General features: G+C 66.5%; 11 protein-coding genes and 3 pseudogenes. 10 read left to right on the top strand and 4 right to left on the bottom strand.

Annotated elements, in window-relative coordinates:
• Nucleotides 1-4: 4 nt before the first annotated feature.
• From BN4348_RS55030 to BN4348_RS55040, 3 genes and pseudogenes are all read right to left on the bottom strand, one after another.
• A complete protein-coding gene (locus tag BN4348_RS55030; protein WP_066917097.1) occupies nucleotides 5-1,111 on the bottom strand; it encodes an inositol-3-phosphate synthase in 1,107 nt (368 codons plus the stop codon).
• A 60-nt stretch (nucleotides 1,112-1,171) separates the two neighbouring features.
• Nucleotides 1,172-1,743: pseudogene (locus BN4348_RS55035) on the bottom strand (PadR family transcriptional regulator).
• Nucleotides 1,744-1,899: 156 nt separating this feature from the next.
• Nucleotides 1,900-2,556: pseudogene (locus BN4348_RS55040) on the bottom strand (DUF1707 SHOCT-like domain-containing protein).
• Nucleotides 2,557-2,680: 124 nt separating this feature from the next.
• On the opposite strand from BN4348_RS55040, the gene BN4348_RS55045 reads away from it, so the two are divergent.
• From BN4348_RS55045 to dnaB, 9 genes and pseudogenes are all read left to right on the top strand, one after another.
• Nucleotides 2,681-3,103 carry a DUF5318 family protein gene (locus tag BN4348_RS55045; RefSeq protein ID WP_066917098.1) on the top strand — a complete coding sequence of 141 codons (423 nt, stop codon included), beginning with the start codon at nucleotides 2,681-2,683 and terminating at the stop codon, nucleotides 3,101-3,103.
• Nucleotides 3,096-5,708, top strand: coding sequence for a transglycosylase domain-containing protein (locus tag BN4348_RS55050; protein WP_407937912.1), 2,613 nt, complete (start codon nucleotides 3,096-3,098; stop codon nucleotides 5,706-5,708). The genes BN4348_RS55045 and BN4348_RS55050 overlap by 8 nt, the downstream gene beginning before the upstream one ends.
• A pseudogene (locus BN4348_RS55055) lies at nucleotides 5,705-7,356 on the top strand (glycosyltransferase family 87 protein); the annotation flags it as partial. The gene BN4348_RS55050 and the pseudogene BN4348_RS55055, both read left to right, overlap by 4 nt.
• Complete coding sequence (locus tag BN4348_RS55060; protein ID WP_066917101.1) at nucleotides 7,351-8,001, top strand: DJ-1/PfpI family protein; 651 nt, start codon at nucleotides 7,351-7,353, stop codon at nucleotides 7,999-8,001. The pseudogene BN4348_RS55055 and the gene BN4348_RS55060, both read left to right, overlap by 6 nt.
• A gap of 117 nt (nucleotides 8,002-8,118) precedes the next feature.
• On the top strand, nucleotides 8,119-8,409 hold the full coding sequence (rpsF, locus tag BN4348_RS55065; protein WP_066917102.1) for a 30S ribosomal protein S6: 291 nt from the start codon (nucleotides 8,119-8,121) through the stop codon (nucleotides 8,407-8,409).
• Nucleotides 8,410-8,507: 98 nt separating this feature from the next.
• A complete protein-coding gene (locus BN4348_RS55070; protein WP_066917103.1) occupies nucleotides 8,508-8,981 on the top strand; it encodes a single-stranded DNA-binding protein in 474 nt (157 codons plus the stop codon).
• A gap of 42 nt (nucleotides 8,982-9,023) precedes the next feature.
• Nucleotides 9,024-9,278, top strand: coding sequence for a 30S ribosomal protein S18 (rpsR, locus tag BN4348_RS55075; protein WP_066917104.1), 255 nt, complete (start codon nucleotides 9,024-9,026; stop codon nucleotides 9,276-9,278).
• A gap of 30 nt (nucleotides 9,279-9,308) precedes the next feature.
• Nucleotides 9,309-9,767, top strand: coding sequence for a 50S ribosomal protein L9 (gene rplI, locus BN4348_RS55080; protein WP_066917105.1), 459 nt, complete (start codon nucleotides 9,309-9,311; stop codon nucleotides 9,765-9,767).
• Between the two features lie 533 nt (nucleotides 9,768-10,300).
• Nucleotides 10,301-11,677, top strand: a complete 1,377-nt coding sequence (dnaB, locus tag BN4348_RS55090; RefSeq protein ID WP_066917106.1) for a replicative DNA helicase — start codon at nucleotides 10,301-10,303, stop codon at nucleotides 11,675-11,677.
• Nucleotides 11,678-12,134: 457 nt separating this feature from the next.
• On the opposite strand, the gene BN4348_RS60185 is transcribed toward dnaB, so the two are convergent.
• Nucleotides 12,135-12,290 (bottom strand): hypothetical protein, encoded by a 156-nt coding sequence (locus BN4348_RS60185; RefSeq protein ID WP_160040593.1) that lies wholly within the window; start codon nucleotides 12,288-12,290, stop codon nucleotides 12,135-12,137.
• 6 nt (nucleotides 12,291-12,296) lie between these two features.
• Between BN4348_RS60185 and BN4348_RS60190 the strand changes: the two genes are divergently transcribed.
• Nucleotides 12,297-12,467 (top strand): hypothetical protein, encoded by a 171-nt coding sequence (locus BN4348_RS60190; RefSeq protein WP_160040596.1) that lies wholly within the window; start codon nucleotides 12,297-12,299, stop codon nucleotides 12,465-12,467.
• Nucleotides 12,468-12,479 lie beyond the last annotated feature (12 nt).

Raw genomic sequence — 12,479 nt, forward strand, 5'->3', positions numbered from 1 at the left:
AGAGTTACCCCTCGATGATGAACTCTTCGAGCTGCGTGCGCGCGACGTCGTCGGGCAGCTGCTGCGGCGGGCTCTTCATCAGATAGGCCGACGCCGGAACCACCGGCCCGCCGATCCCGCGGTCCTTGGCGATCTTGGCCGCCCGCACCGCGTCGATGATGACGCCGGCCGAGTTCGGCGAGTCCCACACCTCGAGCTTGTACTCCAGGTTCAGCGGCACGTCGCCGAACGCGCGGCCCTCCAGCCGCACGTAGGCCCACTTGCGGTCGTCGAGCCAGCCCACGTGGTCGGACGGCCCGATGTGCACGTCCTTGGTCTTGAACTCGCGCTGCAGGTTGCTCGTGACGGCCTGCGTCTTGGAGATCTTCTTGGACTCCAGCCGCTCGCGCTCGAGCATGTTGAGGAAGTCCATGTTGCCGCCCACGTTGAGCTGCATGGTGCGGTCCAGCTGCACGCCGCGGTCCTCGAACAGCTTGGCCATCACGCGGTGGGTGATGGTGGCGCCGACCTGGCTCTTGATGTCGTCACCGACGATCGGGACGCCGGCGTCGGCGAACTTCTTGGCCCACACCGGGTCCGAGGCGATGAACACCGGCAGCGCGTTGACGAACGCCACGCCGGCGTCGATCGCGCACTGGGCGTAGAACTTGTCCGCCTCCTCCGATCCCACCGGCAGGTAGGACACCAGCACGTCGACGTCGTTCTCCCGGAGGACCTTGACCACGTCCACGGGCTCGGCGTCGGACAGCTCGATCGTGTCGGCGTAGTACTTGCCGATGCCGTCCAGCGTCGGGCCGCGCTGCACCGTCACGTTGGTGGGCGGCACGTCGGCGATCTTGATGGTGTTGTTCTCCGACGCGAAGATGGCCTCCGACAGGTCGAACCCGACCTTCTTGGCGTCCACGTCGAACGCGGCGACGAACTTGACGTCACGCACGTGGTACTGACCGAACTTCACGTGCATCAGACCGGGCACGGTGCTGTTCTCGTCCGCGTCGAGGTAGTACTGCACGCCCTGAACCAGCGAAGACGCACAGTTCCCGACGCCGACGATGGCGACTCGTACGTCCGTCTGCGCCTCCGGCGCGCCCAACGGCTTGTGGTCACTCATAGGGCGTTCTCCTCACTCCATAACCTTGTGTCTCAGCTGATCGGATTCGTGCAGGGGGTTTTATGTCTGCTCGGAGAGGCCGGGCATGGCCCGCTCCGCGGCGATGAGCTCGTTTAGCCATTTCACTTCGCGCTCGCTGGACTCGAGGCCCAGTTGGTGAAGCTGGCGGGTGTAGCGGTCGAACGAGCTGCTGGCCNGGTGGAGCGGCCGAACGAGCTGCTGGCCCGCCCCCCCGCGTCGCGCAGGCCTTCCCGCCGCTCTTCAACCTGGCGACGGCGACCTTCCAGTATGCGCATGCGCGCCTCGGCCGGCGTCCGGTTGAAGAACGCCAGGTGCACCCCGAAGCCGTCGTCGGTGTAGTTGTGCGGGCCGGTGTCGGCCACCAACTCTCCGAAGCGCCGGCGGCCCTCCTCGGTGAGCTGGTAGACGCGCCGCGCCCGGCGCACCGGGGTGCCCGCCGGCGCGGCGTTCTCGGCGATCAGCCCTTCGGCCTGCATGCGCCGCAGGGCCGGGTAGAGCGACCCGTACGAGAACGCCCGGAACGCGCCGAGCAGGCCGGTCAGCCGCTTCCGCAGTTCATAGCCGTGCATGGGCGATTCGATCAGGAGGCCCAGGATGGCGAGCTCAAGCATCGATTCACCCCCTTTTGTGATGGCTAGTGACTTGAGGACTTAACGGTCCGACGCCTCGCGTCATCGTATCGCCTCGATATATTCGCCACAACACTACCTGGTGTTAGTGCGCTATTCGGCACAATGCTGCGCCGGGGATACGCCCTTGACCAGGCGCTATGAGGGCGGGGTGACCCGCTTGATGGTGCCGTCACCGCCGAACACGATGTAACCGCCGCCGTAGTCGCTCGAGACATACACCGACAGCGACAGCGCCCCCGGGGGCGTCGGGTCCGTAGCGGGCTCGATCACCAGATACGCCGTTTTGACGTCGGACTGCTTCATGTGTCCCGAACCTTTTGCGTGTTTGCTCGAGCAACCGGTCAGGCCGCCGACGGAATCCAGCTGCGTGGGCGGGGGTCACGACCACCGGGCCGACTGCGTCGGGCTTGGCTCCCGGATCGGTGGTGAAATCCAGCGGCGTCCGGGTGTTGCCGTAGAGCCCCCAGCCGATGAGGACACCGAGCAATACCGACTCGACGAAGGCGGTGACCAGGACGCCCCGACCGCCGAACTTGGCTTCGGGCGCGACCTGGCGGCCAATGCCGGCGGCGCGGTGCCGCCGCCCTGCAGGTCGTCCACCAAGCCCTGCAGGTCGCCGAGGGTGACCGCTTGGGTCGGCGCGCTCACTCGCTTCCGGTGCTCTTGCTCGGAAAGCCCGCCGTCGCCCAGGGCGATGTCGAGAATCGCGCAGGCGTCCTGCCGGTCGCTGTCCTTGGCGCGGGTCGTCGTCGTCGCTCGACCCGCGAGCGCGGTCCCCGGCAATTTCGCCACGCCGATGATCGTAGAAGTGCGGCCCCGGTTCGGCACAGGATGTGACGGCCGATCGTCACGGCTCGGGCCGGCAACAGCCTCGGTTGCGTGTCGGCGGGGCGGGCGGCCACGTACTCTGGTCAGCGTGCGACTGCAGCGACAAGTGGTGGACTACGCACTTCGGCGGCGCTCCCTGCTCGCCGAGGTGTACTCGGGCCGCACCGGTGTGTCCGACGTCTGTGACGCCAACCCATATTTGCTGCGCGCCGCAAAGTTTCACGGCAAACAGAGCCAGGTCGTGTGCCCGATCTGCCGGAAGGAACAGCTGACCCTGGTCTCGTGGGTGTTCGGCGATCACCTGGGTGCGGTGTCGGGCTCGGCTCGCACCGCCGAAGAGTTGGTGATGTTGGCGACCCGCTTCGAGGAGTTCTCCGTGCACGTGGTGGAGGTGTGCCGGACCTGCAGCTGGAACCATCTCGTCAAGTCGTTTGTGATGGGTGCGGTCCGCCCACCCAAGGGCACCGGCACGCGGACGGCGCGCAACGGCGCCCGAACGGCCATTGAGTAACGAAGGGCGCCACGACCAGTCGCCCAGTGACCTGAACGAATCAGCGACTGAGCGCGTGGGCAAGCACGCGAGCACCGACCGACCCGGCGATCCTGAGCGTCCGGAGCCGGCCGGGCGCGACGCGGCACAAGAGCCCGGCCGCCGCCGCCCGGTTCCCCCCGACGACCGGTTGACCACGATCCTGCCGCCCGTCGTCGACGACCGCTCGCCGCGCCGGCCCGACCCCATCCAGGAGGTCAAGGCGGCACTGGACAGTTCCGCGTCGGTGCCGCCGCAGCGAGACCCGCTCGACGAGGTCAAGGCCGCACTCGACGGGCGGGCGACTTCAGCGTCCGCGCGGCGGGACGAGCCGATGCACGGGCGGCGCCCACCCGAGGGGCCGCCACCGCCGCCACCGCGAGGGCCCACCGGGTCCGGGGGTGGCGGTGACCGAGCGCCGTTCGACTGGAGCTGGGTCGACCAGATCAACTGGCTGTGGGTGCGCCGCGCGGCTTACCTCTCCCTGGCGGCGCTGGTGCTGTTGCCGATCGTCACCTTCGCGATGGCGTACTTCATCGTCGACGTCCCGAAGCCGGGCAACATCCGTACCAACCAGGTGTCGACGATCCTGGCCAGCGACGGCTCCCAGATCGCCAAGATCGTTCCGCCCGAAGGCAATCGGGTTGACGTCAACATCAGTCAGGTGCCCGTGCATGTGCGCCAGGCGGTGATCGCCGCGGAGGACCGCAACTTCTATTCGAACCCCGGTATCTCGTTCAGCGGTTTCGCGCGGGCGGTGGACAACGACCTGTTCGGCGGCGGCGAACTGCAGGGCGGGTCGACGATCACCCAGCAGTATGTGAAGAACGCGCTCGTCGGTTCGGCGCAGCACGGGTTCAGCGGACTGATGCGCAAGGCCAAGGAATTGGTCATCGCCACCAAGATGGCGGGGGAGTGGTCCAAAGACGATGTCTTGCAGGCCTATCTGAACATCATCTACTTCGGCCGGGGCGCCTACGGCATCTCGGCCGCCGCCAAGGCCTACTTCGACAAGCCGGTCGAGCAGCTCACCGTCTCCGAGGGGGCGCTGCTCGCGGCGCTGATCCGGCGGCCGTCCTCGCTGGACCCGGCCGTCGATCCGAAGGGGGCCGCGGAGCGGTGGAACTGGGTGCTCGACGGCATGGTGGAAACCAAGGCGCTGTCCCCGAGCGACCGTGCGGCGCAGGTGTTCCCGGCGACCCTGCCACCCGACCAGGCCCGCGCGCAGAACCAGACCACCGGCCCCGACGGGCTGATCGAGCGCCAGGTGACCAAAGAGCTGATGGAGCTCTTCAACATCGATGAGCAGACGCTGAACACCCAGGGCCTACAGGTCACCACGACGATCGACCCGAAGGCCCAGCAGGCCGCCGAGAAGTCGGTAACGAAATACCTCGACGGGCAGGATCCCGACATGCGGTCCGCCGTGGTCTCGATCGATCCGCACAACGGCGCGATACGCGCCTACTACGGCGGCTCCGACGCCAACGGTTTCGACTTCGCTCAGGCCGGGCTGCAGACCGGGTCGTCGTTCAAGGTGTTCGCTTTGGTCGCTGCGCTGCAACAGGGCATCGGCCTGGGCTATCAGGTCGACAGCTCACCGCTCACTGTCGACGGCATCAAGATCACCAATGTCGACGGCGAGAGCTGTGGCACCTGCAATATCGCCGAGGCGCTGAAGCTTTCACTCAACACCGCCTACTACCGGCTGATGCTCAAGCTGAAGGGCGGACCGCAGGCCGTCGCGGATGCCGCGCACCAGGCCGGGGTCGCGAAGAGCTTCCCCGGCGTCGCGCACACGCTGTCCGAGGACGGTAAGGGCGGCCCACCGAACAACGGAATTGTGCTGGGGCAGTATCAAACCCGGCCGATAGACATGGCCTCGGCGTACGCCACGCTGGCCGCGTCCGGCGTCTATCACCGGCCGCATTTGGTGCAAAAGGTCGTCAATGCGGAGGGCCAGGTGCTTTTCGACGCCGGCAACTCCGACAACAGCGGCGAGAACCGCATCGACAAGGGCGTTGCGGACAACGTCACCGCCGCGATGCAGCCGATCGCCGCGTACTCGCGCGGACACAGTTTAGCCGGCGGGCGTCCGTCGGCGGCCAAAACGGGCACCGTGCAGTTGGGCGACACCCAGGCCAACAAGGATGCCTGGATGGTCGGATACACGCCGTCGCTGTCGACCGCGGTGTGGGTGGGCACCGTCCAAGACAACGTGCCACTGGTAACCGCCTCTGGCGCAGAGGTTTACGGTTCCGGGCTGCCATCGGACATTTGGAAGTCGACCATGGATGGCGCCCTGAAGGGCAGCCCCAACGAGAGCTTCCCCAAGCCGAGCGAGATCGGTGGCTACGCGGGGGTGCCGGCGCCGCCGCCCCCGCCGGCCGCGCCGCCGGAGGTGACCGTCATACAGCCCACCATCGAGGTGGCGCCGGGGATCACCATCCCGGTCGGCCCGCCCACGACGATCACCAACGCGCCGCCGCCGCCCGGTGGCAACCAGGCGGGCTCCCCGGGGCCGGGCGGGCCGCAACCCCCCGGCGTCCCGCCGGGCGGCCCGCAAGCGCCCCCGCCGCCACCGTGACCGGCGGGGGGCAGCAGAGCGCCACCATCTCACCGCAGCCGTTGGCGGGCGATCTGCGCAGCGTCGACAACCGCGATTGCCCAAGCCGCACCGACTTTCTGGGCGCCGCGCTGGCGGAGGCGGGCGGCGGCCCGGTGGGCCGGCACGCGCTGATCGGCCGAACCCGGGTAATGACCCCGGTGCGGGTGATGTTCCTGATCGCGTTGGTGTTCCTGGCGCTGGGCTGGTCGACCAAGGCGGCATGCCTGCAGAGCACCGGCACCGGGACGGGCGATCAGCGGGTCGCCAACTGGGAGAACCAACGCGCTTACTACGAGTTGTGCTACTCCGACACCGTGCCACTCTACGGCGCGGAGTTGTTGAGCCAGGGCAAGTTTCCGTACAAGTCGAGTTGGATCGAAACCGACGCCAGCGGCGCTCCCCAGACCCGCTACGACGGTCAGCCCGCGGTGCGATACATGGAATATCCGGTGCTGACCGGTGTCTACCAGTACGCGTCGATGGCGCTGGCCAAGACCTACACCGCGCTGAGCAAGCTCGCCCCGCTGCCGGTGGTCGCCGAGGTGGTGATGTTTTTCAACGTCGCGGCATTCGGGTTGGCCTTGGCCTGGCTGGGCACCGTGTGGGCGACCGCGGGTCTGTCGGGCCGGCGCATCTGGGACGCGGCCCTGGTGGCCGCCTCGCCGCTGGTGATCTTTCAGATCTTCACCAATTTCGATGCCCTGGCAACGGCTTTCGCGATGGGCGGTCTGCTGGCCTGGGCCCGGCGTAAACCGGTGCTCGCCGGTGTGCTGATCGGATTGGGGGCCGCCGCCAAGCTGTATCCGCTGCTGTTTTTGGGGCCGATGTTGGTCCTGGGTGTGCGGACCGGGCGGCTCCGCGCGCTCGCGCGCACCGCGGGGACGGCCGCGGGGACCTGGCTGTTGGTGAATCTTCCCGTTTTGGTGCTCTTTCCGCGCGGTTGGTCCGAGTTCTTCCGGCTCAACACCCGGCGCGGCGACGACATCGACTCGGTGTACAACGTGGTGAAGTCGTTCACCGGCTGGCGTGGTTTCGATCCCAAGCTTGGCTTCTGGCAGCCGCCGACCGTGTTGAACACGGTGGTCGCGGTGACGTTCATCGGGTGCTGCGCGGCGATCGCGTACGTCGCACTCACCGCTCCTCGGCGCCCGCGCCTGATGCAGCTGGCGTTCCTGGTGGTGGCCGCCTTCCTGTTGACGAACAAGGTGTGGAGCCCCCAGTTCTCGCTGTGGCTGGTGCCGCTCGCGGTTCTGGCATTGCCGCACCGCCGAATCCTGCTGGCCTGGATGACGATTGACGCGCTGGTGTGGGTGCCGCGGATGTATTACTTGTACGGCAACCCGAACCGCGGTCTGCCCGAGCAGTTCTTCACCACGACGGTGTTGCTGCGCGACGTCGCGGTCGTGGTGCTGTGTGCGCTGGTGCTCCGGCAGATCTATCGCCCCGAGGAGGACCTGGTGCGGTGGGGCGGCCGCGTGGACGATCCGGTGGGCGGCCCGTTCGACCGCGCCTTTGACGCACCGCCCGGTTGGCTGCCGGGGTGGCTGCGGCCGCCCGCGCTGCTGCGCGCGGACGCGCCGGCGCCCGAAACCGACAGCCAAGCGGCGGCCGTGGGGCAACCATGACGCTCGTCGCGATCCCGCTGTTCGATCGTTTCACCGCGCTTGACGCCGTGGGTCCCTACGAAGTGCTGCAACGGATTCCGTCGATCGATGTCGTGTTCGTGGGGCACCGCCGAGGCGAGATGCGCACCGAGAACGGGATGCTCGGGCTCGCCTGCGACGCCACCTTCGACGAAGTCGGGGCGCCCGACGTGGTGGTGGCCCCCGGCGGCATCGCAACCCGCCGGCTGATCCACGACGCGAGAGGTGAGGCCATCCGCGGGTGGCTGCAATCGGTGCACCCCACCACGACGTTCACCACGTCGGTGTGCACCGGTGCGCTGTTGCTGGCGGCCTCCGGCCTGCTCGACGGGCTCACCGCGACGACCCACTGGCGGGCCGCGGACCTGCTCAACGAATTGGGCGCGCGCTATGTCCCGACGCGCGTCGTCGAGCACTTACCCCTGCGCCTCATCACCGCCGCCGGTGTGTCCAGTGGCATCGACATGGCCCTGCGGCTGGTCGAGCTCCTGGTCGACCGCGAGGCCGCGCGGGCGGCGCAGTTGCTCATCGAATACGACCCGCAGCCGCCGTTCGACTCCGGCGCGCTGGCCAAGGCCGATCGGGCCACCGTGGTCAGGGCGAACGAGTACCTCCAAGCCCGGCAGTAAGCGGATTTCCTGGGCCGGCGCCGCGTCCGGTACCCTGGTGCGGTTGCCGACGCAGGCGACCCTCCTGCCACGGACCGACCGTGGCCGTTTGAGACCAGAGGAGGTGGTGAGGTTTCCATGCGTCCATACGAAATCATGGTCATTCTCGACCCCACGCTCGACGAACGCACCGTTGCCCCGTCCTTGGAGACGTTCCTCAACGTCATCCGCAAGGACGGCGGAAGCGTCGACAAGGTCGACATCTGGGGTAAGCGCCGGTTGGCCTACGAGATCGCCAAACACGCCGAGGGCATCTACGTCGTCGTCGACCTCAAGGCCGAACCGGCGACGGTATCCGAGCTCGACCGGCAGCTGAGCCTCAACGAGTCGGTGCTGCGCACCAAGGTGATGCGCACCGACAAGCACTGAGTGCCGATTGTCGTCGACGCTGCGTAGGCTCGGCGAGACTACGCTCATGACGATCGCGCGTGCTCTGCACCCCGAGAGGGCGGACCGAGGAGGAAATTGTGGCTGGTGACACCACTATCACCGTTGTCGGCAACCTGACTGCGGATCCCGAACTGCGGTTCACTCCCTCGGGTGCTGCCGTGGCGAACTTCACCGTGGCGTCGACGCCGCGGATCTACGACCGGCAGAGCGGGGAATGGAAGGACGGCGAGGCGCTGTTCCTGCGGTGCAACATCTGGCGGGAAGCCGCCGAGAACGTCGCGGAAAGCCTCACTCGCGGCGCTCGGGTGATCGTCACCGGGCGGCTCAAGCAGCGTTCCTTCGAGACGCGTGAGGGCGAGAAGCGCACCGTCGTCGAGGTCGAGGTCGACGAGATCGGCCCGTCGCTTCGGTACGCCACCGCCAAGGTNGGCGGGGGCTCTCGCCCGGCGCCGGCCCCGGCGCAACCGGCCGCGGCACCCGGCGACGACCCGTGGGGCAGCGCCCCGGCATCGGGGTCATTCGGTGGCGGCGACGACGAGCCCCCGTTCTAACAGCAAAACTTCAGAACAGTAGTAACGGAAAGAAAGACAGACATGGCCAAGTCCAACAAGCGGCGACCGGCTCCCGAAAAGCCGGTCAAGGCGCGCAAGTGCATCTTCTGCGCGAAGAAAGAGCAAGCCATCGACTACAAGGACACCGCGCTGCTGCGCACTTACATCAGTGAGCGCGGCAAGATCCGGGCACGTCGCGTCACCGGCAACTGCGTGCAGCACCAGCGCGACATCGCGACCGCGGTGAAGAACGCCCGCGAGGTGGCACTGCTGCCCTTCACCTCTTCGGCGCGTTAGTCGCCGAACGACCAACGGAAAGTACCAACGATGAAGCTGATTCTGACGGCCGACGTCGACCACCTCGGGACCGTCGGCGACGCGGTGGAAGTGAAGGACGGGTACGGCCGCAACTTCCTGTTGCCGCGCGGCCTCGCGATCGTCGCCTCGCGCGGCGCGCAGAAGCAGGCCGACGAGATCCGACGGGCCCGCGAGACCAAGATGGTGCGCGACCTCGAGCACGCCAACGAGATCAAGTCGGCGATCGACGCGCTGGGTCCGGTCGCCCTGCCCGTGAAGGCCGCCGGCGACTCCGGCAAGCTGTTCGGCTCGGTGACCGCCGGCGACATCGTGGCGGCCATCAAGAAGGCCGGGGGGCCCAACCTCGACAAGCGGACGGTCCGGTTGCCCAAGTCTCACATCAAGGCCCTCGGCCAGCATCGGGTGTCGGTGCAGCTGCACCCGGAGGTCGGCGTCGAGGTTTCCGTCGACGTGGTGGCGGACAGCTAACTAGGGAGCTTTTGCTCTCCCCGGGCGGCGGCCGCCGATGGGCCGCCGCCCGGTTTTGCGCGCGTGACGCGCGCTTCCTCCTGACTTCGAAGTCAGTCCGGGCCGGCCGGCTGGCGAACTATTTCCACGCCCTGGCCCAGGGTGGCCATTAACCACCTCGTAACGCGGCGAAAATGTGGCCGAAAGCCAACACGCCCGACGCGGTAACCTGCGCCGACACGCCGTAGAGATTGTTGTCCACACGAAACGGGGCGAGTTGTACGACCCTTATCAGCAGAGATGTCGCAGCTCCTCGAATTAATCCACAGGTTCTCCACACCCCGCTCAACACAGGTGTCGAAGGATATGCACACACGATGCACAGTGTTATGAACAACGGCCCCTTTAAGTACTGGCCAGCAACGTTTACCGTCGTCCGGGCGCGGTCCGATAACGGTGTATGCGGTCGTTGGGTGTCGGCGCCTTGACTTAAGCTCAGAATGTCGGCTATCGAATGTATGTTCGGGTACTCGTGCTAGGGGAGGTGGGAGTCCATGGCGGTCGTCGATGACGTGACGTCTGGCATGGATTCGTCGCCGCCGAGCGAGGAGTTCGGTCGGCAGCCCCCGCAGGATCTCGCCGCGGAGCAGTCGGTACTGGGCGGGATGCTGTTGAGCAAGGATGCCATCGCCGATGTGCTGGAACGGCTGCGGCCGGGCGACTTCTACCGCCCGGCGCACCAGAACATCTACGACGCGATCCTCGACCTCTACGGGCGTGGCGAGCCGGCCGACGCCGTGACGGTAGCCGCCGAACTGGACCGCCGCAGCCTGCTGCGTCGCATCGGCGGGGCGCCGTACCTGCACACCCTGATCTCGACGGTGCCGACGGCCGCGAACGCGGGCTACTACGCGGGCATCGTGGCCGAGAAGGCGCTGCTGCGCCGGCTGGTGGAGGCCGGGACGCGGGTGGTGCAGTACGGCTATGCGGGCGCCGAGGGCGCCGACGTGGCCGAGATCGTCGACCGCGCGCAGGCCGAGATCTACGACGTCGCCGACCGCCGGCTCTCCGAGGACTTCGTCCCGCTCGAGGACCTGCTGCAGCCGACGATGGACGAGATCGACGCGATCGCCTCCAGCGGCGGTGTCTCACGCGGCGTGCCGACCGGCTTCACCGAACTCGACGAGGTGACCAACGGCCTGCATCCGGGGCAGATGATCATCGTGGCGGCCCGACCCGGAGTGGGGAAGTCGACACTGGGACTCGATTTCATGCGCTCGTGTTCGATCAAGAACCGCCTGGCCAGCGTCATCTTCTCGCTCGAGATGAGCAAGTCAGAGATCGTGATGCGGCTGCTGTCTGCCGAGGCGAAGATCAAGCTCTCCGACATGCGCTCGGGCCGGATGAACGACGACGACTGGACCCGGCTGGCGCGGCGAATGAGCGAAATCAGCGAGGCGCCACTGTATATCGACGACTCGCCCAACCTGACCATGATGGAAATCCGCGCCAAGGCGCGTCGGCTGCGGCAGAAGGCCGACCTGCGGCTCATCGTGATCGACTACATGCAGCTGATGACGTCGGGCAAGAAGCACGAGTCGCGCCAGGTGGAAGTATCCGAATTCTCAAGGCACCTCAAGCTTTTGGCGAAAGAGCTCGAGGTTCCGGTGGTCGCGATCAGCCAGCTCAACCGTGGCCCCGAGCAACGCACCGACAAAAAGCCAATGTTAGCTGACCTAAGGGAATCGGGCTCCCTGGAGCAAGATGCCGACGTTGTCATCCTGTTGCACCGGCCGGACGCGTTCGAACGTGACGATCCGCGAGGCGGAGAGGCGGATTTCATTCTCGCCAAACACCGCAACGGCCCGACCAAGACGGTCACCGTGGCGCACCAGCTGCACCTGTCGCGCTTCGCCAACATGGCGAGGTGACTGTAGGTTCTCAAACAAATTGGCCACACAGTGGCCAATTGGCCATTCATGTGAGACAAGGCCAGCGGCTGCATGCTAACAGTCGATGATCGCCAGGTTCGAATCCAGCCAAGGCAGTCCCATCTGTGACTATTAATCTCTTTGCTACGCGTGCTATGAATCTTCGCCAGTGGTGTCAACACGATGTCCCAGGCAAGGGTCCAGCGATCCGCAAGCTGTAAGCTGTGGCGACCATTGTGATTGCAGGCTGACGCTGCGACGCTAAAGCCGCTCGCGGATGTCGCCGAGATTCGGCGACTTTGGGTCACACGGCCATGTAGGAAGTCGAGCTGTGCCGCAACGATGTTCGACACGATTGACGGCAGGCGGGCGTCATGTCCGAGCCCAGTCCTACGTTCGCAGAGATAGCGGCGTTCACTCCGCGAACTTCGCAGGACCTTAGTTGAGTTGAAGGAACTCATTCAAAAGCGGCGCCAAAGAACTCGACTGGCACGAGATCGCCGCGGAGATTCAACATACGCTTGGTATCGAGGTTCGGTACGAGCCGATCGAACTGTCGACGATGGTTGCGGCGCTTACTGTTGCTGGCGGAGACCCGAACCGCGCGCACCATCTCGGCATGGTGACCCAGGACTACCGAGTCGGCTTCTACTCCGGCTTCAACAACCTTGTCGAAGAGATTACCGGGTCCAAGCCGACGACTGTCGAAGACCATGTGAGGGCAACCCGCGCCAGCTTCGAGGCGGATGGTGAGCTTGCGATAACCGACGCAAGGTTGTCCGCGCTATAGCGCGTCGTAGAA

The organism is Mycobacterium interjectum (assembly GCF_900078675.2).
GTDB lineage: Bacteria > Actinomycetota > Actinomycetes > Mycobacteriales > Mycobacteriaceae > Mycobacterium > Mycobacterium interjectum.

Coding starts and splice junctions, on each gene's coding strand:
- rplI (WP_066917105.1), top strand. CDS start 9,309: ATGAAGCTGATTCTGACGGCCGACGTCGACCACCTCGGGACCGTCGGC.
- BN4348_RS55060 (WP_066917101.1), top strand. CDS start 7,351: ATGACGCTCGTCGCGATCCCGCTGTTCGATCGTTTCACCGCGCTTGAC.
- dnaB (WP_066917106.1), top strand. CDS start 10,301: ATGGCGGTCGTCGATGACGTGACGTCTGGCATGGATTCGTCGCCGCCG.
- BN4348_RS60185 (WP_160040593.1), bottom strand. CDS start 12,290: ATGGTGCGCGCGGTTCGGGTCTCCGCCAGCAACAGTAAGCGCCGCAAC.
- rpsF (WP_066917102.1), top strand. CDS start 8,119: ATGCGTCCATACGAAATCATGGTCATTCTCGACCCCACGCTCGACGAA.
- rpsR (WP_066917104.1), top strand. CDS start 9,024: ATGGCCAAGTCCAACAAGCGGCGACCGGCTCCCGAAAAGCCGGTCAAG.
- BN4348_RS55030 (WP_066917097.1), bottom strand. CDS start 1,111: ATGAGTGACCACAAGCCGTTGGGCGCGCCGGAGGCGCAGACGGACGTA.
- BN4348_RS60190 (WP_160040596.1), top strand. CDS start 12,297: ATGGTGACCCAGGACTACCGAGTCGGCTTCTACTCCGGCTTCAACAAC.